The sequence below is a fragment of the Anaerotruncus sp. G3(2012) genome, assembly GCF_000403395.2.
Lineage (GTDB): Bacteria > Bacillota > Clostridia > Oscillospirales > Ruminococcaceae > Anaerotruncus.
This window is the reverse complement of the sequence record NZ_KE159657.1, coordinates 299,038-320,471: the sequence shown is the minus strand read 5'-3', so window position 1 is coordinate 320,471 and position 21,434 is coordinate 299,038. Positions and strand designations below refer to the sequence as shown.

The following is a 21,434-nucleotide window of genomic DNA, read 5'->3' as shown; positions in this document are numbered from 1 at the left end:
GCGGCGGGGTTGCCGCAGGCTTGAAAAATCCAAGGAGGATCCAGAAATGATGACAAAAGACGAGCTTTTCCAGACAGTTGAGAGCCAGCGTTCAGCCCTCCTGACCATGGCTGACAATATCTATGATCATCCGGAGCTGGGATTTCAGGAAGTTTCGGCAGAAAAAGCCATCACCGGCTATCTGACCCAATGTGGATTTCAGGTTGAACACGGTGTGGGAGGGATCGCCACCTCCTTTCGGGCAGTTTTTCAGAACGGAGAGGGTGGCCCTCGGATCGGGCTGTTGTGTGAGTATGACGCCCTGGAGGGGCTGGGCCACGCCTGCGGGCACCATATGCAGGGTCCTGCCATCGTGGGAGCGGCTCAGGCCCTGAAGGTATGCGCCGGAGAAATGCCCTATACTGTGGTAGTCTATGGCACGCCCGCCGAAGAGACTACCCATGGAAAACTGCGGATGCTGGAAAATGGCTGCTTTAAAGACATTGACGTGGCATTGATGATGCATGGCTCCCCCACCACCACTGTGGATGTGAAGTCGATGGCTATGTCCAGCTTTACCGTCACCTTTCACGGCAGGAAAGCCCATGCTGCCCTGAAGCCGGAGGACGGCCGCAGTGCGCTGGACGCGCTTCTTGTGGCCTTCCAGGGGGTGGAATTCCTGCGGGAGCATGTCCCGGAGGACACCCGGATGCACTATACCATTACCCAGTCCCCCGGCCCTGCCAATGTAGTCCCGGACACCGCAATCGGGCGGTTCTCCCTGCGCTCCTACTCCCGCAAAGCGCTGGATCAGGTGGTGGAACGGTTCCGGAAAATCATTGAAGGCGCGGCGCTCATTGCCGACGTGACCTACGACCTGAAAGAAGGGGATCGGCTGGCGAATAAGATTCCGGTTCTGAAACTGAATCAGCTTCTGATGGAGAATGCAGAACTGGTTCAGGCACCTAGGCTCAGCCCTCCCCGTGAAAAAACCGGTTCTTCCGATTTCAGCAATGTTATGTATGAGGTTCCGGGAAGCTGTATACGGGTAGCCATGGTCCCGCCTGGGACATCCTCCCATTCGCTGGAGTTCCTCCAGGCGGGTAAGGGGGAAGAGGCGCACGAGGCGGTTGTGATTGCTGCAAAGGTGCTCTGCGGCGTCGCCTGCGATCTGATCCAGGAGCCGGAACGCCTGTCTGAAATCCAGATGGAATTCCAGAACAACAAGTGCACAAACCTGTAACCGGTAAGGGTGGCCCCTGCCCGAAACGCTCTGGTTGCCAGCAGGCTTATCTTCCTATAGGAAAGCCTCATAAAATCCCGTGGATTCGGCCCAATGACAGAATCCACGGGATTGCATCTTGTTGAACCATGCATACAGCACCTCCATAGAGGCAAACTACTCTTTTACGCGGTTTCATGCGTGTCGATGGCAATACCTCTTACTTGCGAATGGGACCCGCTTCTGCTATAATTTCTTATAAAATGCAAAATGCTGAGAAGGAGGGTCATTCATGATTCGCATGATGGTTGCGGGATTCTGGGTCGCACTGATTGCCCATTTCTTTGGTGTATTTTGGGGGCTGGTCGTTTTTGCAATTATGGTTTCCATGTCGCTTGGCCGGGCGATCGAGCAGACGGAACATCTACAGGATGAGCTGCGGAATTTGAGTTGGGAGGTCCGGGTACTGCGGGAGCAGGTGCGAGATATGCGCGGTGAAGACGGTATGCAAAGCGGCTCCCCGCAGCCGATGCATCGCATCGACCCGAAATGAGAGGTGTTTAACAGCTGTACTTCGGCGCAAAAATATCGCTTTTGATAGCAAAAAACGCTCATTGCGATTCTTCAAACAGTCCCTGCGCATTATAATCAAAAATGCCGCCCCGATTGGGGCGGCAGATTGTTTTTTACAAAGATGTACTTATTTGGATTTTTTGTTTGCTGCGATCGCGCCAGCAGCCGCAAGGGAAGCGATCCCTGCCATAACAGCCGCGTTGATCATGTCGCCAGCACCGGTGCCCGGGTTGTTCTTGTCGGTGTTGACGTTGCTGTCAGCATTGCTGCCGCCAGACACAACGTTCTCGTCGATAATGGTGCCGTCTTTGATCGACCTGTCGGTGACAAAGAAGGTATCGAGCTTGTTGGTACGGAACTCCAGAGTCTCATCCGCTGCATTGTAGGACGCGTTCAGCTGGTAGACGCGGCCGTTCGCATAGCGGTAGAGGTTCAGGCTCTCGTAGTCGTCCACGATGTCCGAGACATCCAGCGCGACCTTACCGGTCGAGTTGAAGGACGGTTTGCCGCCGAACCGGAAGAACTTGAAGTCCTGATCCGGATATTTTGCCATGATCTCTTTGACACCAGCGTTGGTGAAGACCATGTTCTTGGTGGTCTCGTCGGTCACATTGACAGTGAACTGCCAGCCGGCACCCGCCAGAGTGACGTTCTTATAATCGTTGAGTTTCGCAATCTTGTTGAACTGCTCTTTGGTGATAACCGGACGGTTGTTGTCGATCTCGACGATATCGCCCTTGTCCAGATCATTGATATAATCGTCGTTGCTCTCGTCATAGCCGTAGGAGAATTTGACCTCCTGGCTGAATACCGAGATATTGTTGGATTTGCGGACCAGCTTGACATTGTACTTCACGTCAACCGGCTTGGTCGGGGTGGTGTCCTTGGTCTCGATGATCAGATAGTAAACGCCTTTGCGCTCCTCGATCTTGAAGGTCTTGACGCCCGAAGCGGTCACGCGGGTGTAATTGAACTTGTAGTCCTTGAGCAGCTCGTCGCTGACTGCGACCTTCGCTCTCTGGCCGCCAAACTCAACGTATGCCGGGAACCGGTACTCTCTGCCCGGCTCGAGGAGGTCTTCACCGAGGACAGTGCCGTCCTCATCCGAGTGGAAGACCAGGGAAGAGGGCTCACCCACCGGGGTCTCGTCCTCAGAGCTGGAAGAGTTGTCCGAAGAGCTGTTGTCCGAAGATGCATCCGAAGAGCTGTTATCGGAAGAAGTGTTGTCAGACGAGGTGTCGGAAGAGCTGTTGTCAGACGAAGCGTCCGAAGAGCTATTGTCCGAAGAAACATCGGAAGAGCTCGACCCGGTGTCGGCCACCTGGGCCACGTCATCCGCAAGGGCGGTCACGCCGAGGGCCATAGTCGCAGAAACTGCAAGCAGCATAGCAATCGCTTTTTTCATGGTTTAGGATCCTCCTGAAAGAAAAGTTTTGATCCGCGGCGTCCGTCGTCCGGGCCGCTTGGAACGTGTCTCAGTATAACCGGGCCACAAGACTTTTTCAAGAGGATTTTGTTACCATATTGTCATTTTTATTGTCTATAATTCATAATTTAATTTAATATATAAAATTAAAATTTGATTTTTTAAACAGTTTCTAAAGATATACAGCCGATTCCACTAAACACTAGGAATAATTCTGCCATTCCTGGGCATACATCCCCGCACAAACCGTTCGGATTCGCGCCTGTTCCGATTTAAAAGCAAAAGGATCCTGTTGTTTTCCACTCGCCCACACCTGATAACAACACCCTCTATGCAGTCTGTTTTCTGCATAGAGGGTGTTCCTTTTCATCAGGACGGCGCTTCCGCAGAGGAGCCGAACCGTTCTCTGTAATCAGCCGCAGCAGGGATGGCTGCCCATATCGGCTGCCGCGCTGTTTTGCGCAGGGTCTTTCATGCAGAGATGCACTGACGCCGTTTTGAAGGTCAGCGGCAGGGCAAGGATGTTCGGGTTCGGCCCGACAAATTTTTTCTTCGCATCCTCAAGCGCTTCCTCAAAGGTCGGACGGGTTTTCAGCCCCATCCCGCGGGCATAGCCCGGCTCCTGTGCGCCCACAAGATAGATCGCCGATGTGTTCATCTCCGCGATATGGCCGCAGGCAATCATGCTGAACCCATGGAACGGATGGAATGCGTTGCAATAGCGGTACTTGCGGATATATTCCTCATTGGTCGCAAAATACTCACCATAGCGGTTCATGTCCGGCAGCGTGTTCATCTGGTCATGCTGGAACATCTCATACATCTCCCGCAGATAAGGCCACAGCTCGTCATGGAAATAGCCGTTGCAGAGGGAGGAGCAGATAATCACACAGTGGTCGCTCATGATCCGTTTGTGGCGGATCACCTGCGCCGAAAGCGCCTGCATCAGCATGATCGGGTTGGTCCCCATCCCTTCCCCGTAGTGGAAGAACTGCGGCATCCCGAACACCAATACATCATACTTTTTCTCCGCCCAGTGGACATAGGTGCGCTTATCCGCATCCTTCCAGCTAATCGGCATCATCTCTTTGGCATAACCGCTGTAGACCGAAATCTGCCTGGATTTGGTGTCGAGCACCGCGTCGCAGCAGAAGAACTTCTTGCCCATGCATTTTTCCATATGCATACCGATTTCGTCAAACTTGGTGCGCATCAGGCTGGTGCCGCTGACCGGGACAAAGTCGGGACGGTGCATGACCTGCGGAACATGGTGGCTCGCGATCGACCGCCAATGGGTGATGCCGGTCGCGCAGTGTTTATAACCGCCCGAGTAGCCGCCGTACGGATTGCCCTGTACATGGCCGATCAGGACCGCAACATCCGCATCATAGACATATTTGTTCATGAGCACCGGGTCCCCCCGCTCGGTGGTGCCGAGATCAACCAGATGGTCGTAGTCCTCGCTGTCATGGTTGATGATCTGATGGGTATACCAGAACTCGTTGAACAGCTTCTCCCCCAGTACCCCGCGAACCTCCTGCTCGGTATTCTTGCGGTGCAGGCCGTTCGAGCAGATCAGCAGGATGTCCTTTTTCTCGACACCGGCCGCATAAAGCTCGTCCAGGATCAGCGGGATGGATACCTTGCGGTGCGCGGTCGGCTGCTCCCCGCCCTTGACCCGGTCGGGGAACACGATGACGCATTTGCTGCCCTTGTGCGCCAGCTGGGAAAGCGGCTCCATACCGATCGGATTCCGGATGCTTTTGAGCGTCTCCTCGGCAATCCGGTCTTCCGGGATACAGGGCGGATCGGGCACCGTCTGCCCCGGGATAAACACATCGGTGGTGTCCGGCAGGTTTGCTGCCATTGTGCCGTGTCCATATTCAAATTCCAGTCTCATCTGTTTTCCTCCTCAAATCCCGGCCTTGCGGTAGCGCTCCGCCATCTCATCCAGTGTCACCCGCTCGACCAGCGGCGCCTTGCCCACGCAGCCAAACTCGACAATCAGTGTCCCGACCACTTCTTTCACGCCGCGCTCGATACAGCCTGTGACCGCAGACAGGTCGTCGTGGTCGATGGTGCCATACATGACCGTATCCATGATCGGCGGCAGGAATACGCGCGGATCGAATGCGGATTTGTTCGACTCGAGAAGCTCGTACATCTTCCCGACCTTTTCGCTTTTTTGCAGCTCGGGGCGGTCACGGAACAGCTCCTTGAGGTTGCGGGTGACCGCAAGCCGGATATCGGTATCCACGTTGATCTTGCCGATCCCGCACTTGGAAACCGCCTTGAGCTGATCGAGCGCGATGCCGTAGGCATTTTTGATCTCTCCGCCGAGTGCGTTGATCTCGTCAACAATATACTGCGGGACGGTAGACGACCCATGGCTGACCAGTACACCGAAGATTCCCTCGTGCATCAGGCATTCCTTTACTGCAATCGCAATTTCCCTGCGCAGCTTGACGTCCTTCCCCTTGCTGGCGCCATGCATGGTGCCGTAGCTGATGGCGAGGCAGTCTACACCGGTCTTTTTGAAAAATTCCACCGCGTCGAGCGGATTGGTATAGGTCGAACTGGCGCTGAACACATGGTCCTCCACCCCTGCAAGCACACCCAGCTCCCCCTCGACAGTAACGCCCCGTTCGTGCGCATATTTGACCACCTCACGGGTGACCTCAATGTTCTGCTCAAACGGCAGGCTGGAACCGTCGATCATCACGCTGGTGTAACCGCCCGCAATCGCCGCCTTGCAGGAGTCGATGTCCCGACCATGGTCGAGATGGAGCGCAATCGGAATCGGGCTGGATTCCCCATACCTTTTCACCGCTGCCGCAATATTTTTTGCGCCGGCCTTCTTATCTTCAAGGGTCGCATTCATAAAATCTATGCGTCCGCCCATGAACCCGTTTGCGAGGTCAGCGCCCTGTAGGATCGCCGCGCTGCGGAACATCTCGTGCACTTCAATCGCGGCTTTCGCCTGCGCGACCGCGTTCACGTTGAACGCTCCCTGTGCGTACTGATATCTGTCGGTTGCTTCCAGAATGGCACGCAGTGGTACCAATGGCATAATGATTCCCCCTTATTGTAATCCTCTAAACGTTCCGGCCGTCCCTGACATAAACAGCCCTCCCACCGACATAGGTGGCCTTTACCTGAAGCGCTTTGTCAAGCACCACCAGGTCTGCATCCTTTCCTGGTTCGAGCGAACCCTTCCGCCCGAATATCCCCAGCATCCGCGCCGGATTCTCAGTGAGAAGCGGGAGCACCCGTTCGACCGGCTGCCCGGTGAAATGGACGAGATTGCGCAGCGCCCGGCCGGTGGTCAGCGTGCTCCCCGCACGTACACCGGTGTCAGCGAGCTTTGCATCCCCATCCTCGACCACAATATCATTCACTCCCAGCTTGTAATCGCCGTCTGGCAGGCCCGCAGCCATGATGCTGTCGGTCACCGCGATGACCCGGTCGTACCCTTTGGCTTTCAGGAGCATCCGGACGGTGGCAGGATGCAGGTGCCGCCCGTCGCAGATCGCTTCACAATAGATGTCCGATTCGAGCACCGCGCCCATAATCGCTGGTTCATGCTGGTGGAACAGCCGCATTGCATTAAAAGTGTGGGTGCAGCTGGATGCGCCATTGCGGATGCAGTGCATACTGGAAGCATAATCCGCGCCCGAATGGCCAATCGCAATCCGGACCTCTTTGGAAAGGGTTTCTACCATCTCAGGAACCCCTTCAACCTCCGGGGAAACGGTGATATACCGCACCGTACCGCCCGCCGCAGCCTGGTATTTGCGGAAGAGGCCAATGTTCCCCTGCTGGAGCAGGTGCTCAGGCATTGCGCCCTTGTACTCCGATGCCAGGAACGGGCCTTCCAGATGCGCGCCGAGCAGCTGCGCCCCTTCCGTCGGGCGTCCGGATGCCTGCCGGATCTGCTCGAGACACCAGGTGGTCTGTTCCTCGGTATCGGTCAGGACGCTGGCGAGCCAGCCTGTTGTCCCTTGCGAAGCGAAAAACTTCCCGATCTTTTCCAGCCCTGCCACATCCGCAGCATTGACATCCACACCAGCAGCGCCGTGGGTATGCACATCGAGAAAGCCGGGCACCAGATAGGCGCCATCAAGATCGACCACTTCGCAGTCTGCCGAAATCCCGATGCCCAGCGCTTCGATCTTCCCATCCTTTATCAGCAGATTCCCTTCTGAAAACCTGCCATCCTTATAGAAACACGCATTTTGAAGCAATACTTTTTCCATGGTAGCTTTCCCTCTAAAATCTCTTGTTTTCCCCTGCTGAAACCTGTCCAGCCCTTTCCTTCGATGCGGCGGAGGTTCTGCTTACCGGCTTCTTCCCCCTCGGAAAGGACAGATAAAACGTTTCAAACCGCCCTGTATCTCTAGAATGGCTGCTGGGCCGCATTGCTGTTGGTCAGGATCATGGCGTCCGGATGGTTCTGGAGCAGGGTTGCCGGGAACTGTGCGGTACGCTCCCCATAAGCCGCGCGCCGGATCACCGAGCGGTGCCAGTCGCGGAAGACGCCCAGCCGTACCTTTTTTGCCGAAAGAATCTCCCTGATTCCGATGGTCACACACCGCTTCGGCATAGCTTCGATCGCACCGCTCAGGTCACCGATCGCGTTGGCGGTCAGCGTCTCGCGGCTGATGTCAAGCACGCGGGTGGTAAGCTGGGCAAATTCCTCCTCGCTCATCCCTTCCTGTGGCTCGTTGAACGCCAGATGGCCGTTGATCCCGATCCCGCCAAATGCAATATCCACCTTGCCAAGCCGTTCGACCAGGGCTGTGAGCGACGCCGGGTCCTGGGGATCGGGGAATACACGCTGTTCCTCCGGCATGAGCAGCTCCGGGTCGATCTTTCCATAGACCTCCCGCTGCATGAATCCGCGGAACGAGAGCTTATGGTCAACCGGCAGATAGCGATCGTTTTCGTCCAGATACTCGTCCATATTGAGGAACCAGCAGTTTTTCAGGGAAAGGCGCCGTTCGTTCACCAAACGTACAAAAATTGGGTACTGCCCCACCGGTCCGACCGGGCAGATATAGACGGTCTTGTCCCCTCTGGCGTTGTTCTCCTCAATGCCCTTGACCATCTCAAGCGCCAGTTCATAAAAAACTTCTCCCGAATCCCCGAGTTTGAGAATCGGCAGCTTTGCATTCTTCCCCAACTCTGCGCTGGGAATCTGATAATAGTTCATCTGTCCAAACACTTCCTTTCATCCCGGGTCTGCCTGAAAACAGCGGAAATAACGCATTTTCACAAAACGCGGCAGGTACCGCCTCCTGCCAAAAACCCTGCTTTCGATTTTTCAGGCAGCCCTTAAAACAGGTGTTCAATTTTGAGGTCGCGGATCATCGAGACGATCTCTTTTGTGCGGCTGCATCCAAACTTATGCAGCAAGCCTTTGATCTGGGTTTTCACCGTCACCACCTCGACACAGCGGATTCGGGCAATGTCATTGACCTTGTTGTCCTGAAGCAGCAGGCGGACAAGGTCCCTTTCCGCAGAGGTGAGTTGGGATACATTGTTGATAAAAAAGAGCAGGCTCTGTTCCGAGCGCCTCAGCCGGGAATACTCCCGCAGGATCGTTTCCTGAATCTTGCTGTTCATCATCGGCTGCCCGTCGTGAGCGGCGCGGACATGCTGTAAAATCTCGTCGTTGGTGCAGCCCTTGACGATATAGTCAACCGCACCGGTGGCCATTGCGGTGGTAATCATCTGTTGGGTTTCATGCGCAGTCAGAAAGATGATCTTCTGATCCGGAATCGCATCGCGGATCCGTTCTGCCGCATGAATGCCCGCATTCAGGTTTTCCATCTCAATATCCATGAGGATCAGGTCGCTTTCCGTCGACAAAGCCAGCTCTACCATTCCGGCACCGGTCGCCGATTCCCCCACCACCTCAATATCCGGTTCCGCCGAGAGCATCTCGCAGATGTCCTGCCGCAGCAGGTCGAAATCTTCCGCCACAAGTATCCGGATCATTTGCTCTGTCTCCTTTGCAGGGCTGTATCTACACGCGGCGTGTAGCGGGGCAGCTGCATGAAAAAGCTGGTCCCCTCATTTTTTACGCTCTCCACCCGCAGTGCGCCGAGATGGCTTTTGACAATCTGGCAAACATAATACAGCCCCATGCCCCAGTTGAAGTTTGTATTCTTATTGGTATAAAACGGGTCGTAAATTTTTTTCTGTTCCTGCCGGGTCATTCCACAGCCGTTGTCCCGCACCTCGAAAACCACCCACAACCGTTCATCGTGTACCGCCAATGCGACCTTCCGGTCTGGCCTGCCGGACGCGACGGTTGCCTCATAACCGTTTGTGAGCAGGTTATAGAGCGCTTCCGTAAGGTGGGTACTGTCCGCCAGAAGGAGCACCTGCGGCACCGGCAGGACTTCGAGCGATACCTCCGGATATTTCTGGGCGAACCGCTGGGCTGCCAGCCGGACAATCTCCTCCGCAGAGGTCGGGGTCAGCGAGATATAGCTGGATTTTACGCTTCTGTAAAGCTCCTCCATCCGCTGGAGCATCGTGTCGTTCATCGTCTCGAGCAGATGCAGGTATTCTTCCAGTTTTTTCTCATCCTGCTCGGGCTTCGCCAGCTCCTGTTCCAGTTTTTTGTAGGCGACCCGCGCCGCGAGAAGCTGGTTCTTGATGCTGTGCACAAAAACCGATACCCCCATGCTCGCGGTATCAAACTTGCGTTCGAGCGAAACCGCCCTGTCGTTCTCCCGGACAGTAATCTGGCTATATTCCCGCAGATTCCAGAATCCCAGCACCAGAGAAAAGGCGATCAAAACGCTCATCCCCTGCCACATCCAGAGCGGGATGTCCGGGTTGGCATAGGACATCCCATTAAACCACATATATTCCGTTGTATAAAGCTGGTAGACCTGAATCGGGTCCTGGAGTCCGAACATCAGGTAAAGCAGCATCATGCTTGCGATCAGTATGACGATAGTGCGGAACTGCCGCCTGTAATAGGCGATTGTAACACTTGCATACTCATGAAGCAGAAGCACCCCCGCCGCCAGCAGATAGAGCACGATCCAAAGCACCATAGCGGTCATCAGAAAACGCTGGAGTACAAACCGGTTGCGCACGATCGTGTAGAAAACCCGGGGATAATAAAGCAGGAGGCTCACGATCGGAAAAAAGCAGATCAATGCCCACCATTTCCGGCATCTGCGCACCAACGGGATCATACTGTAATTGAGCGCGACGAGCAGCAGAAAAAGCGGGAACAGATACCGTCCAATCGCGATCAGATACCCCAACCGGCTCAGCGGGAAGATCAGATAGGAAAGCCGCTTCTGGATGCCACTCGAAAAATAGAGGAATACCTTCTGCGCCTCGCTCATCCCGCCGGTCTTTGCGGTATAGATGATGATGCCAACGAGCAGCAGGATCAGGCTCGCTCCCATCCCAAAGATGAGCAGTGCATAATGATCCCTCCGGTAGGCGAGCAGGATCACCGAAAAAACGGCGATCGAGACCAAAATAATGAACAGCACAACAGCGCCCCCTCCCACATCGACACGGTCCGACCGTCCCTCCAGAGCTTCCGGCCTTTTCTCTGGTTTAACCGGACATCCGGACGGCAGCGGGCTTTGCCTGTGCAGCGTCTCGGCCATAGCCTTGATATAATCGGCCATAGGGACGGGAGCGGGCTTTGCCTGCGTATCGTCCTGGCTATAATCCCGGTATAATAGCTGCTTTGCAGCTATTATATCATAATCACGAAGTGATTTGATATAATCGGCCATAGGGACGGGAGCGGGCTTTGCCTGCGTATCGTCCTGGCCATAATCCCGATATAATAGCTGCTTTGCAGCTATTATATCATAATCACGAAGTGATTTGATATAATCGGCCATAGGGACGGGAGCGGGCTTTGCCTGCGTATCGTCCTGGCCATAATCCCGATATAATAGCTGCTTTGCAGCTATTATATCATAATCACGAAGTGATTTGATATAATCGGCCATAGGGACGGGAGCGGGCTTTGCCTGCGTATCGTCCTGGCCATAATCCTGGTATAATAGCTGCTTTGCAGCTATTATACCATAGTGCCAGCCGGGAAGGCAAACCGGTAAGAGAGGGCATAAAGCGGGGTTTTTGCCCTCTTTATGCCCTCCTGCATTGGCATTTTGGGCCTGCCGGAACAGGTCCGATATGGTTACGCCGCTTTCGCGTTTGCCTCAGCAGCTTCTTCCATGACATCAAACAGAACATAATTGTTGACATCCACGGCTTCGGTCAGACGTCCGCCGTCGATGAACACTTTCTGCTGATTCTCATAGTAGCTCTTGATTGTGCCTTCCTTAACCGCGGAAGCGACAAACTCGCCGGTGAGCCAGTTGCCCTCTCCTACGCAGTCGAGCATTGTCTGCTCATCGACCATGCACTGTTTCGCAACCAGTTTCGCGATCTCGTCGATGTTGGCAGCACGATAGTCCATCGCCATCTGGAGCGCGCGGGTAAACCGGACAAGGATATCGCGATTCTCGTCCGCATACTTTTTGGTGGTAATCATGCTGGACGGGAAGGTCGCCTGATCCAGATAGTCGTTGTTGGTGGCAAGCGTAACCACCTTGTCACCCATCGCGGTTGTGATGGTCATGGTGCCCGGAGACCAGGTCGCGCAAGCGTCGATGTTTCCGCTGATCATAGCCGAAACCATACCATTCGCATCCATCTCCACGATCTCCAGATCAGACTGGGACAGCCCTTCGGAAGCGAGCGCGAGATTGAGGATAATCTCCGCAGAAGTGCCGGCTGTGGTAGCGACTTTTTTGCCTTTCAGGTCAGCGATCGAGTTGACGCCCTTTTCCTTGTTGCCCATAACCGCATCCGCAAGGCTGGTGCAGTCGATCTCAAAGATCATCGCTTCGCCCTCAGCGCAGAGCGCGTGTGCACCATGGCCGATCTGTGCGATGTCGATGTCTCCCGAAGCCATTGCCGAAATTTCGGCGGGGCCTCCCTGGAACTCGACCAGATCAACCGTAATGCCCATCTTCTCAAAGAAGCCCTTGTCGCGTGCGGTAACCAGCAGCGATGCACTGCCCATGTTGGGCATGTAGGCTACCCGCAGCTTGACCTCCTCAAATGTTTCGGCAGGCTCAGCTGCCGGAGCTTCGCTCGACGCTGCCGCAGACGAGGCCGGTGCAGGTGCCGGGGCGGCAGAGGAAGCCGGCGCAGACGACGCGCCAGAACCGCCGCAGCCCGCAAGCATCGAAGCGGCCAGTACGCCTGAAAGGATGACGCTTAAAAACTTTTTCATAAAATTTCCTCCTGACAGATTCTTGTGTTGAAGCGGGAAAAACCCGCCTAAAAGAAAAATGCAGACTGCATTTTGTCTTTTCAGACATGTACCGAACTGTGATTCCATATGGAACCACCGGTCAACATGACGGAGAAGCCGTTACGCTGACCGGGGTTCGACCCATCCGGGAGACAGGAAAGACAGCCTTCGATTTCCGGGGAAATATTGGCCCCTACTTTCTGATCGCCAGATATTCCTGATAAACCTGCGACCAGATATGGTTTTTCAGATCGAGGAACTCTTTGCTCATCTTGGTTTCCTGGGTGCGCGGGTAAGGGATGTTGATTTCGACGACCTCCTTGATCCGGCCAGGGCGGGCGCTCATGATAATCACCCGCTGTGCCAGAATGATCGCTTCTTCCACGTCATGGGTGATGAAGAAACAGGTCTTTTGCTCTTTTTCCCAGGTTTTGAGCAGCTCGGTCTGAAGCTGGGTGCGGGTCTGTGCATCCAGCGCGCCGAACGGCTCGTCCATCAGCAGCACCTTGGGGTTGATCGCATAGGCGCGCGCAATCGCCACACGCTGTTTCATACCGCCCGAAAGCTCCTTCGGATAGGACTGCGCGAACTGCTCGAGATCCACCATCTTGATGTATTTCTTTGCTTCCTGCTCCGCCTTATCCTGCGACATCCCCTGCAGCTTCAAGCCGAACTCGACATTCTTCTGCACTGTCAACCAGGGGAAAAGCGCATACTGCTGGAACACAACGCCGCGGTCCGGGCCGGGGCCGCTCACCGCCTGCCCATCAACCAGCACCTGACCGGAGGTCGGCTCATGCAGTCCCGCGATGATATTCAGCAGGGTGGACTTGCCGCATCCGGACGGTCCAACGACACAGACGAACTCATTTTCATGGATGTCGAGGCTTACACCGTTGAGCGCGACCATCTCACCATTGCGCCCGCTGTATTTTTTTACAACATTGTCGATCTTTACTTTTACTGGGAGATTGTTTCCTGCCATCCCGTCAGCCTCCTCTCCAGGAATCTTACAATTTTTTCAAACAAAATACCGATCACACCAATCACCAGAATCCCCATCAAAACGGTGGACATATCGTAGTAGCCGCTCGCCTTCTGGATCATCATACCCAGCCCGCGGGAGGCACCAGTCAGTTCCGCTGCAACCAGCGTGGTGAGCGAGGCGGAAAGGCCAAGCCGCGCGCCGGTGAGGATGTAGGGAGTGGAGGCCGGAATGACTACCTTAAAGAAGAGGTCGCGGTCGGTAGCACCGAGCACCTTTGCCGCTTTGATCAGGGTGACATCAACGCTGAGGACGCCCTGATAGATGGTCACGACCAGCACGAGGAACGAAGCAATGAAGATCACGATTACCTTTGCCTGCTCGCCAACGCCCGCGCCGACGATTACCAGAGGGATATAGGCCAGCGGGGGGATGTTCCTCACAAACTGGATCCACGGAGAAACCAGATTGCGGAAAGGCGCATACCAGCCCATCAGGAACGCAACCGGGATCGAGACGACAAACCCGATGCCGAAGCCCGCAAGCACGCGGAAGAGGCTGATGCTGGTGTGCTGCCAGAGGGTGCCGTTCGAGAGCGCTTTTACGAACTGCTGTCCAACCTCCCACGGCTCGGCGAATACCACACCGCCTGCTTCGGTCGAAGCGATCACCGTCCAAAGCACGAATGCCGTGACCACCGAAATGACCATCCACACCGCATTGGGAATCTTACTGAAAAACCCCTTGTTTTTTCCGGTATTCAAGGTGCATACCTCCTTTATTTTCTATTCTTATCATACCGCAGAATCTATTTTCCCAACAAGTATGAAATTTTCTCATACTATGCCCATAACTGAAATCTATGGGATATCCCTTTTTGGATGTTTTGTACAACATTTTACATCATACGTTTGGTTTTCCAAGGGTGTGGAACATCAGCCGCTTGTAGGCTTCGACCCCTTCCTGGTCGAACGGGTCCACCCCAAGCAGACGCCCGGAAACCGCGCACGCTGCCATGAAGAAACCGTAAAGCTGCCCAAATGCATCCTCATCCAGCCGGTCGGCGGTCAGACGGATGCAGGGTACCCCGCCCTGCGTATGTGCGCGGATGGTCGCATCCTCTGCCGCGCGGTTGATCTCCGCAAAATCCATCCCATCCAGATAGTCGAACCGATCGCCAAATGCAGGGTCAGGAGCGATCCGGACCGAAGCGCCCGGGTCCTCAACGCTCAAAAAGGTCTCGATCAGATTTCTGCGTCCGTCCTGCATATACTGCCCGATCGAGTGCAAGTCTTCCGAATAGATCGCACTCGCTGGGAAGATGCCCTTTTTCTGCTTGCCCTCGCTCTCGCCGAACAGCTGCCACCACCATCTCGAAAACCAGCTCAGGCGCGGTTCGAACGAAGCCAGCATCTCAATGTCGAAGCCTTTCTGGTAAAGCAGGCTGCGCACCGCGGCATATTCCGCAGCAATCCCGCCATCCTCCGCCCGCAGACGCTCCTGCATCTGCCTGCCTCCCTCCAGATAGGCGTCAATATCCAGACCCATCGCCGCGAGGGGCAGCAGCCCGACCGGGCTGAACGCCGAATATCTGCCGCCAATCCGTTCGGGGAACGAAAGGAAAGTGTACCCGTTCTCCTGGGCGATCTCCTCAAGGCGGGAACCATAGGTCCCGGTCAGCACCACCCGGCGCGCCATCTCTTCCCGGGAATACCGCTCCTGCATCCGCTGCCGCAGGACCCGGAAATGGCTTCCCGGCTCCAGCGTTTCAAAATTTTTGGCGATCACATTGATGTAAACACTCCGGCCCGCCGTTGCATCGAGGATGCGCCCGATCTCATAGGGCGAAAAGGTGTTGCCCGCATAGAGGATTTCAGGCGCGTCCTTGTGTGCCGACCGGATCGACTCGATCACCGCCCGCGCCGCCTGGTTGGAGCCGCCGACCCCCACCAGCACAAAAACATCCGCCTTTTCACAGATTTCAGCGCCTTTTCTGCGGATAAGATCGAGCTGAACCGCCGACTCCTGACAGGAAACCCAGCCCTTTACCCCCGCAGGATCCGGGGCCTCTACCAGGTCCCGATAAAATGCCTGCGCACGCCCCTGTTCCCGCCTGAGCGCATCCGGCTCTAAAAATGTCTGTGCGGAAGCGGTGTCCAGCACCAATCTGCTCATGAGCGCACCTCCTCACGACCGGTGAAACTGATGAGTCGCGGCAGCGGCCCTCCCAGAAGCGGACGGCACCAGTCGAGAAATGCCTGGGTCACCCCGTTGCCCGCCTCGTTGATGAACGAATCCGGCATCCCTTTTTCGTGAAGCATCACCTGTTCAATCTCGATCATCATCGGCTCGATCCGGTAAGGCTCCCCCTCGAGCCGCCGGAATCCGACCATCTTTCCGCTCTCCCCACGTACCACAGCTTCGGCGGCGAGTTTTCCCGCCAGCACCGCCTCTTCCCGGTCACAGGCGGATTGCAGGGCAATCGAAGCACGTCCAAGAAGTCCGGGTTTTTCGCTGCGCGCTTTATATCCCAGCTTTTTGGTGATGAGGTTGGCAAGATGGGAGCTGACATCCCCAAAATAGACCGCGCGTCCCACCTGAAATACCGGTTCCACGATCGGTTTGCCGTCCGCATCGTGCAGCCCTTCGCTCGCGACCACCACGCCGCAGCCCTTCCGGTCGATCAGCTCCTGTACGTCCCGCAGGAACGCCGCTTCGTCGAACGCCCGCTCAGGCAGATAAATCAGGTCCGGACCACCCACGCCGCAATCGGCGGCGAGCGCGGAAGACGCGGTTACCCATCCGGCGTTCCGTCCAAGCGCCTCAATCACCACAATATGGATCGGCAAGCCGCGCACATCTGCACAGACCTCTGCGGTCGAAACCGCCATATAGCGCGCCGCGCTCCCAAATCCGGGGCTGTGGTCGGTCACCGCGATGTCATTGTCCATCGTCTTGGGAATCCCCATCACCGAGATTCCATGCGCACAGCACTGTTCGTAAATCCTTGAGCAGGTGTCCATTGTACCGTTCCCGCCGTTGAGCAGGACATATCGGATACCGAATTCTTCAAATACCGGTACCATCGCCGCATAATCCTCCGGCTCGAGGTGATCGCGGGAAGTCCCGATCGCAGAGGCCGGGCTGGTCAGCAACAGGTCCAGTTCTTCCTGCGGGATTTCCCGCAGATCAAGCAGCTTTTTGTGCAGCAAGCCGCCTGTCCCCCCGATTGCCGCATAGATTCTCCCCACCTCGGGATGTTTTTTCGCCTCCTCAACCGCTCCATAAAGCGATGCGTTGATGACGGCGGTCGGCCCGCCGCCATGTATGATTACCATATTTCCTGACATACCGCCACTCCTTCTTCCTTGTAAAAGGCTTTTCTGCTTTTCCATTATAAGGGCAAAAAAGGGTGGAGAACAGTATGAAAAATGATCCTCCCTTTCCTGGAGGGTATCGGTGCTGTTTGAAAAACAGAACGATCCTTTTCAAGACTGCGGCGTTCTCGCTTCGAGGGCTTCTGCTGACGCCCTTGCTTTCGGGTTCCATAGAGCGCGCGCTGGCGGGCCATAAAAAAGAGCAGATGCAAATGCATCCACCCATTTTTCAGATTCTGCAAACTTTCTCCGGCCTGTTGAAGGAGTCATAGCGCATAGAAGCAAACGATTCTTGTGAAGCCTGCGAAAAAAGCCACCGAAGGCGGCTCCGTTTCACATGATGGGATATTAGCAAGTATGCTTGTGGGCAACTGCCCGCTGGTTGAAAACAGGTCTGCTGCTGGGGATGCCGGCGATTGCGTGAATCCTGCTTTTTATCCCCTGCCAAGGCGCCGGCGCGCAGTGCGCGCACGACTGCGCGGAAGCGGTTCCAGCGCCATCACAAAGGTCAATGGAAACCGCACCAGCTCCCGGAAAAACTGCTCCATTGTGGCGAGATGCCGCTCCTTCCCCATCACCGCGTTGAAAAAGCGCAGGACCTCCCCCTGCTCCTGTGTAAACGCCGCAAAATGGATGCCGCGACCGGTCCAGTAGGTGACAATCCCCGCAACCGCACCGCGCGAAACCGTCTGCGCTCCGGCCAGCGTGAATGCCTTTCGCAGATGGAACCCTTTGCGGCCCAGATACCAGCAAAGGTAAAACATATTGGTACCCAACAAGCCGCCCAGCATTAGGCTTCTTTGCAGTTCCTGCCGGATGGTTTCATACGGGATGGTTCGTCCTGCCGCCTTCAGTGCGTTATAGGCCGCAATCCAGCCGCAGCCGTTATAGGAGGAGTCGTAATTTCCATAAGGAAGCATCCCGGTCTTGGACTGGTCGATCAGGTACCCGTCGGATGAAAATGCCTGCTCGCACATAGAATCACCCCTCCTGTTCTGGTACGGGGACATTGAGTGAATGCTTATAAAGCTCCCCTTTTTTATATCCGGTCTGCCGTGCGGCTTCTTTCGCGGCATCTGACAGCGACATCCCGCCCGCCGCCAGCGCCTGCACCAGCTCGACTGCCTCTTCCAGTGTGGGAGGCTCGTCCAGCCGCACCTGCGCCCCCTCAACAACCAGTACAAACTCCCCTCTTGGCGGATGCTCCGCATACCACTCCACCGCTTCCGACAAAGTGGTGCGCCGCACCTCCTCATGCAGCTTGGTCAGCTCGCGCGCAAGTGAAATCCGCCGGTTTCCAAACGCTTCAAGCAGGTCGTTCAAGGTCGCCAGCAGCTTGTGCGGGGCCTCATAAAAGATCAGTGTCCGGGGATCGTCTTTGACCTGTGCAAGATGCGCGGTTCGGCTGTTGCGTTTGACGCTCAAAAAACCCTCGAATGCAAACCGGGAGGTTGGCAACCCGGAAACGGCCAGCGCGGTGACCGCTGCACTCGGGCCAGGCACCGCTTCGACCGGGACTCCCGCCTCGGCGCAGAGACGCACCAGATCTTCCCCCGGGTCGGAGATACAGGGCATCCCCGCATCCGTGACGATCGCACACCGTTCCCCCGCCAGAATCCGCGCGACGATCACCTGCCCGCGCTCCCGCAGGTTATGCGCATAATAGCTTACCAGCGGTTTTTTGATCCCGAAATGGTTCAACAGTTTAAGGGTGACCCGGGTGTCCTCGGCGGCAATAAAATCTACGCTGCCCAGCACCTCGACCGCCCGCGGCGAAAGATCACCCAGATTCCCAATCGGGGTTCCAACCAGATATAGCCTGCTCATAGATCCCTCTCCTTATCCAAAGGATTGCCTGCGTTTTTCGCCTTGCAGGACGGCAAAATATCCCTGCTCATAAAGAATGGTTCTGCTCCTTTTTATAAATCCGCAAAACCTCCTGTGAAAAACCGCCTTCCCCTTCGATCAGCAGCGGCGGGTCGACCCGCAGAAACGGTTTCCCACCCTTGCGGCCCTCCAGCAGAAGCAGCCAGGGCGGCGCATCCGGACGCTGGTGCACAAACCGGAGGCGTTTCGGCTCCATTCCCCTGCTGCGCATCCCGTCGATCAGGTCTGCAAGCCGCTCCGGGCGCTGGCAGACACAGAGCCGCCCTCCAAATTTCAACAGGTAGCTGGCAGCGTCGCAGACATCCTCAAAGGCGCAGAGGGTTTCGTGACGGGCAATCCTGTCCGCATCGCTCCCGCTCAGAATCCCATCTCCAACTGCTTTATAAGGGGGGTTACAGGTGACCAGGTCGAACGATCCACCTTCAAGCCTGCCCTTGAGCTGCCGCAGGTCCGCATGTACTGGAAAAAAACGGCTGTCCGGCAGTCCGCCATCCTGTAGGGAACGCTTCATCTGGGTGACCGCCAGTTCCTGTACTTCGACCGCATAGACCCGCTTGGGTGCGTCCTCCGGGTTCCGGAACCAGAGCGCAGGGATGATCCCACAGCCGCTCCCGAGGTCGCAGACTGTATCTCTACGGCGGGGAGCGGCGAAATCCGAGAGCAGGAACGCGTCGGTACCGAATCTGTGCGTTCCTGTGACGCACAGGCGCAGGTGCTCTGCCAACGGTTCAAATGTAAAATCGTCCAGTTTGATCCATCCCTTCAAGCCTGTCCAGCATCTAAAGTTTTACTCAATTTTTTTCAAAAAATTGCGGGGCCGAGGGGCAGTGGGACAGCGGAAGTCTGGTTCCAGACCAGACTTCCAGACGCAAAGCGCCTTCCTCGGGGCTTCTCGGGCTTTCAGCCCGAAGCGCGGCATACGCCGCGACGCCCCTGCGGGCTGTCTTGCGGGTTAGGGGTCAGCGACCCCTCCCCGCAGGCCCCACCCCGGCAAGCTCGGCGAATTTCTTATTTTCTCAATTTTTTTCAAAAAATTGCGGGGTCGAGGGGCAGAGCCCCCGACGCGCTCCGCACTGCGAGCCGCAGCGAAGCGTTTCGAGCGCAACCCGCCGAAGGCGGGCTCTTAGCGCGAGATGAGCGCGGAATGCTTTATCCTGTGAAGCGCTTTTTTCGGGTGAATTGCCGCGAAGCGGCGAGAGGGGGCTTTTTGCAAGAGAAAAAGCCCCCTTGCATAAATAAAATACCGAACACGTTCGAAAAAGGCTTCACAGGCCGCCAATTCCTGTTCCCAGGGCCAAACAGAAAAAGCCCTCGCCGCAAAGCGAAGGCTTAATCCTTATGTAGCGAACTCAGCTTGCGATTATTCGGGTTTGATCGCGTTGCTCGGGCACTCGCCAGCGCAGGAACCGCAGTCGATGCAAGCCGAAGCGTCGATCTCGTATTTGCCATCGCCCTCAGAGATAGCGCCAACCGGGCAAACATCTTTGCAGCTGCCGCAAGAGATGCACTCGTCAGAAATTGCATATGCCATGGGGAACACCTCCATTAAAAAATTTGTTTACAGGAAAGCCCGCCTGTACGGCAGACAATACAACAGCGCAACCGCCATTATATCTACTTAGTATTTTACCACAGCTTTTGAAAAAAACAAGTGGCAGACTGTAATTTTTTTCTGGGAATCTGTCCGTTTTTTCTCTGGATAGACCGTCATTTTTTCCGGTCGGGACGTCTATGCTCCTGCGCAGGCTCTTCATCCGTTCCCTCCCGGGCAGGCCGGTCGCCCCGCACCAGTTTGACCTCGCTCTTGTTGTAATATTTTGTCGCAGCCTGATCCTTCTCTGACGCGACCTTGAGCATCCCGGTCAGGAGATTGACCTCGGTTACGATGCCCCGGCCATCCTTGGTGCGGACGGTTGACCCCACCCTTGGTGTGGAGTGGAGCAGCTCCTCATAGGCATCCTGCTCATATTTCAGACAGCACATCAGCCGCCCGCAGGTGCCGGAAATCTTGGTCGGGTTCAGAGACAACCCCTGCTCTTTTGCCATCTTGATCGAAACCGGCTGGAACTCCCCCAAAAACGAGGAACAGCAGAACTCCCGCCCACAGATGCCAAGCCCGCCGAGCATCTTTGCTTCGTCGCGCACCCCGATCTGCCGCAGCTCAATGCGGGTGCGAAAGACCGAAGCGAGGTCCTTGACCAGCTCACGGAAATCGACCCGCCCGTCTGCGGTGAAATAGAACAGGATTTTGTTGTTGTCAAAGGTGAACTCGACATCCACCAGCTTCATCTTGAGTTTATGCTTCGCAATCTTCTCGTTGCAGATCTCAAACGCCTGTTTTTCGCGGGCCGCGTTATCCCGCACCCGTTTCAGGTCGGATTCAGTCGCCGCACGAATCACCTGCTTGAGGGGCTTGACCACCTCTTCGTCGCTGATCTTGCGGTTGTCCATCGCAACCTCTCCGCATTCGATTCCGCGCGCTGTCTCAACAATCACGCGGTCCCCTCTTGAAAACTGCAGGTCCGCTGGGTCAAAATAGTACACCTTTCCCGCGCTTTTGAACCTGACTCCGATTATCTCAGCCATAAAGCTCCCCCAACCCAATGATAAATTTATCTGTTTCATATCTTTGGCAGAGGGCTTTCCCTCCTGCCAAAAAATATATCCCG

Annotated in this window: 20 protein-coding genes; 3 read left to right on the top strand and 17 right to left on the bottom strand. The window is 55.8% G+C overall.

All coding sequences use genetic code 11. The features are described from left to right. The first annotated feature begins 46 nt into the window (after nucleotides 1–46). Entirely contained in the window at nucleotides 47–1,222 is a 1,176-nt protein-coding gene (locus tag C814_RS07405; RefSeq protein WP_016315015.1) for a M20 family metallopeptidase, read from the top strand. A gap of 271 nt (nucleotides 1,223–1,493) precedes the next feature. Continuing rightward, complete coding sequence (locus C814_RS07400) at nucleotides 1,494–1,754, top strand: hypothetical protein (protein ID WP_016315014.1); 261 nt, start codon at nucleotides 1,494–1,496, stop codon at nucleotides 1,752–1,754. Between the two features lie 147 nt (nucleotides 1,755–1,901). On the opposite strand, the gene C814_RS22015 is transcribed toward C814_RS07400, so the two are convergent. From C814_RS22015 to C814_RS07345, 12 genes are all read right to left on the bottom strand, one after another. Next, nucleotides 1,902–3,179 (bottom strand): hypothetical protein, encoded by a 1,278-nt coding sequence (locus C814_RS22015; protein ID WP_016315013.1) that lies wholly within the window; start codon nucleotides 3,177–3,179, stop codon nucleotides 1,902–1,904. A gap of 433 nt (nucleotides 3,180–3,612) precedes the next feature. Beyond that, a complete protein-coding gene (locus C814_RS07390) occupies nucleotides 3,613–5,100 on the bottom strand; it encodes a lactate racemase domain-containing protein (protein ID WP_016315012.1) in 1,488 nt (495 codons plus the stop codon). A 12-nt stretch (nucleotides 5,101–5,112) separates the two neighbouring features. After that, nucleotides 5,113–6,270 carry a class II fructose-bisphosphate aldolase gene (locus tag C814_RS07385; protein WP_016315011.1) on the bottom strand — a complete coding sequence of 386 codons (1,158 nt, stop codon included), beginning with the start codon at nucleotides 6,268–6,270 and terminating at the stop codon, nucleotides 5,113–5,115. 25 nt (nucleotides 6,271–6,295) lie between these two features. After that, entirely contained in the window at nucleotides 6,296–7,456 is a 1,161-nt protein-coding gene (gene nagA / locus C814_RS07380) for an N-acetylglucosamine-6-phosphate deacetylase (RefSeq protein WP_016315010.1), read from the bottom strand. A gap of 140 nt (nucleotides 7,457–7,596) precedes the next feature. Next, nucleotides 7,597–8,412, bottom strand: coding sequence for a sugar phosphate isomerase family (locus C814_RS07375; RefSeq protein WP_016315009.1), 816 nt, complete (start codon nucleotides 8,410–8,412; stop codon nucleotides 7,597–7,599). Nucleotides 8,413–8,534: 122 nt separating this feature from the next. After that, entirely contained in the window at nucleotides 8,535–9,200 is a 666-nt protein-coding gene (locus C814_RS07370; protein ID WP_016315008.1) for a response regulator transcription factor, read from the bottom strand. Beyond that, nucleotides 9,197–11,200, bottom strand: a complete 2,004-nt coding sequence (locus C814_RS0103700; RefSeq protein WP_016315007.1) for a sensor histidine kinase — start codon at nucleotides 11,198–11,200, stop codon at nucleotides 9,197–9,199. The genes C814_RS07370 and C814_RS0103700 overlap by 4 nt, the downstream gene beginning before the upstream one ends. A gap of 191 nt (nucleotides 11,201–11,391) precedes the next feature. Then, nucleotides 11,392–12,495, bottom strand: a complete 1,104-nt coding sequence (locus C814_RS07365; RefSeq protein WP_016315006.1) for an aliphatic sulfonate ABC transporter substrate-binding protein — start codon at nucleotides 12,493–12,495, stop codon at nucleotides 11,392–11,394. 214 nt (nucleotides 12,496–12,709) lie between these two features. Further along, the gene (locus C814_RS07360; RefSeq protein ID WP_016315005.1) at nucleotides 12,710–13,501 is read right to left on the bottom strand and encodes an ABC transporter ATP-binding protein; all 792 of its coding nucleotides are present in this window, start codon (nucleotides 13,499–13,501) and stop codon (nucleotides 12,710–12,712) included. Continuing rightward, nucleotides 13,477–14,265 (bottom strand): ABC transporter permease, encoded by a 789-nt coding sequence (locus C814_RS07355; RefSeq protein WP_016315004.1) that lies wholly within the window; start codon nucleotides 14,263–14,265, stop codon nucleotides 13,477–13,479. Before C814_RS07355 ends, C814_RS07360 begins: the two co-directional genes overlap by 25 nt. A 139-nt stretch (nucleotides 14,266–14,404) precedes the next feature. Continuing rightward, nucleotides 14,405–15,676: a glucose-6-phosphate isomerase gene (locus tag C814_RS07350; RefSeq protein ID WP_016315003.1), complete on the bottom strand. Its 1,272-nt coding sequence runs from the start codon at nucleotides 15,674–15,676 to the stop codon at nucleotides 14,405–14,407. After that, nucleotides 15,673–16,851: a diphosphate--fructose-6-phosphate 1-phosphotransferase gene (locus tag C814_RS07345; RefSeq protein ID WP_016315002.1), complete on the bottom strand. Its 1,179-nt coding sequence runs from the start codon at nucleotides 16,849–16,851 to the stop codon at nucleotides 15,673–15,675. The genes C814_RS07350 and C814_RS07345 overlap by 4 nt, the downstream gene beginning before the upstream one ends. 74 nt (nucleotides 16,852–16,925) lie before the next feature. On the opposite strand from C814_RS07345, the gene C814_RS07340 reads away from it, so the two are divergent. Continuing rightward, nucleotides 16,926–17,150 (top strand): hypothetical protein, encoded by a 225-nt coding sequence (locus C814_RS07340; protein WP_016315001.1) that lies wholly within the window; start codon nucleotides 16,926–16,928, stop codon nucleotides 17,148–17,150. A 162-nt stretch (nucleotides 17,151–17,312) separates the two neighbouring features. Here the strand turns inward: C814_RS07340 and C814_RS07335 are convergent, their stop codons facing one another. The 5 genes from C814_RS07335 to C814_RS07315 all read right to left on the bottom strand — a co-directional run bounded on the left by C814_RS07335 (nucleotide 17,313) and on the right by C814_RS07315 (nucleotide 21,351). After that, nucleotides 17,313–17,855 (bottom strand): hypothetical protein, encoded by a 543-nt coding sequence (locus tag C814_RS07335; RefSeq protein ID WP_016315000.1) that lies wholly within the window; start codon nucleotides 17,853–17,855, stop codon nucleotides 17,313–17,315. A 4-nt stretch (nucleotides 17,856–17,859) separates the two neighbouring features. Then, nucleotides 17,860–18,705: a 16S rRNA (cytidine(1402)-2'-O)-methyltransferase gene (rsmI, locus tag C814_RS07330; protein WP_016314999.1), complete on the bottom strand. Its 846-nt coding sequence runs from the start codon at nucleotides 18,703–18,705 to the stop codon at nucleotides 17,860–17,862. 67 nt (nucleotides 18,706–18,772) lie between these two features. After that, nucleotides 18,773–19,531 (bottom strand): tRNA1(Val) (adenine(37)-N6)-methyltransferase, encoded by a 759-nt coding sequence (locus C814_RS07325; RefSeq protein WP_016314998.1) that lies wholly within the window; start codon nucleotides 19,529–19,531, stop codon nucleotides 18,773–18,775. Between the two features lie 594 nt (nucleotides 19,532–20,125). Next, the gene (locus C814_RS07320) at nucleotides 20,126–20,296 is read right to left on the bottom strand and encodes a DUF362 domain-containing protein (protein WP_016314997.1); all 171 of its coding nucleotides are present in this window, start codon (nucleotides 20,294–20,296) and stop codon (nucleotides 20,126–20,128) included. A 176-nt stretch (nucleotides 20,297–20,472) separates the two neighbouring features. Further along, nucleotides 20,473–21,351 carry a PSP1 domain-containing protein gene (locus C814_RS07315; protein ID WP_016314996.1) on the bottom strand — a complete coding sequence of 293 codons (879 nt, stop codon included), beginning with the start codon at nucleotides 21,349–21,351 and terminating at the stop codon, nucleotides 20,473–20,475. Nucleotides 21,352–21,434 lie beyond the last annotated feature (83 nt).

What these genes read in the sequence shown, in the direction of transcription:
- C814_RS07375 (WP_016315009.1), bottom strand. Translation starts at nt 8,412, where the DNA reads ATGAACTATTATCAGATTCCCAGCGCAGAGTTGGGGAAGAATGCAAAG.
- C814_RS07350 (WP_016315003.1), bottom strand. Translation starts at nt 15,676, where the DNA reads ATGAGCAGATTGGTGCTGGACACCGCTTCCGCACAGACATTTTTAGAG.
- rsmI (WP_016314999.1), bottom strand. Translation starts at nt 18,705, where the DNA reads ATGAGCAGGCTATATCTGGTTGGAACCCCGATTGGGAATCTGGGTGAT.
- C814_RS07360 (WP_016315005.1), bottom strand. Translation starts at nt 13,501, where the DNA reads ATGGCAGGAAACAATCTCCCAGTAAAAGTAAAGATCGACAATGTTGTA.
- C814_RS07405 (WP_016315015.1), top strand. Translation starts at nt 47, where the DNA reads ATGATGACAAAAGACGAGCTTTTCCAGACAGTTGAGAGCCAGCGTTCA.
- C814_RS22015 (WP_016315013.1), bottom strand. Translation starts at nt 3,179, where the DNA reads ATGAAAAAAGCGATTGCTATGCTGCTTGCAGTTTCTGCGACTATGGCC.
- C814_RS07340 (WP_016315001.1), top strand. Translation starts at nt 16,926, where the DNA reads ATGAAAAATGATCCTCCCTTTCCTGGAGGGTATCGGTGCTGTTTGAAA.
- C814_RS07320 (WP_016314997.1), bottom strand. Translation starts at nt 20,296, where the DNA reads ATGGCATATGCAATTTCTGACGAGTGCATCTCTTGCGGCAGCTGCAAA.
- nagA (WP_016315010.1), bottom strand. Translation starts at nt 7,456, where the DNA reads ATGGAAAAAGTATTGCTTCAAAATGCGTGTTTCTATAAGGATGGCAGG.
- C814_RS07365 (WP_016315006.1), bottom strand. Translation starts at nt 12,495, where the DNA reads ATGAAAAAGTTTTTAAGCGTCATCCTTTCAGGCGTACTGGCCGCTTCG.
- C814_RS07390 (WP_016315012.1), bottom strand. Translation starts at nt 5,100, where the DNA reads ATGAGACTGGAATTTGAATATGGACACGGCACAATGGCAGCAAACCTG.
- C814_RS07315 (WP_016314996.1), bottom strand. Translation starts at nt 21,351, where the DNA reads ATGGCTGAGATAATCGGAGTCAGGTTCAAAAGCGCGGGAAAGGTGTAC.
- C814_RS07400 (WP_016315014.1), top strand. Translation starts at nt 1,494, where the DNA reads ATGATTCGCATGATGGTTGCGGGATTCTGGGTCGCACTGATTGCCCAT.
- C814_RS07385 (WP_016315011.1), bottom strand. Translation starts at nt 6,270, where the DNA reads ATGCCATTGGTACCACTGCGTGCCATTCTGGAAGCAACCGACAGATAT.
- C814_RS07335 (WP_016315000.1), bottom strand. Translation starts at nt 17,855, where the DNA reads ATGTGCGAGCAGGCATTTTCATCCGACGGGTACCTGATCGACCAGTCC.
- C814_RS0103700 (WP_016315007.1), bottom strand. Translation starts at nt 11,200, where the DNA reads ATGGCCGATTATATCAAATCACTTCGTGATTATGATATAATAGCTGCA.
- C814_RS07345 (WP_016315002.1), bottom strand. Translation starts at nt 16,851, where the DNA reads ATGTCAGGAAATATGGTAATCATACATGGCGGCGGGCCGACCGCCGTC.
- C814_RS07370 (WP_016315008.1), bottom strand. Translation starts at nt 9,200, where the DNA reads ATGATCCGGATACTTGTGGCGGAAGATTTCGACCTGCTGCGGCAGGAC.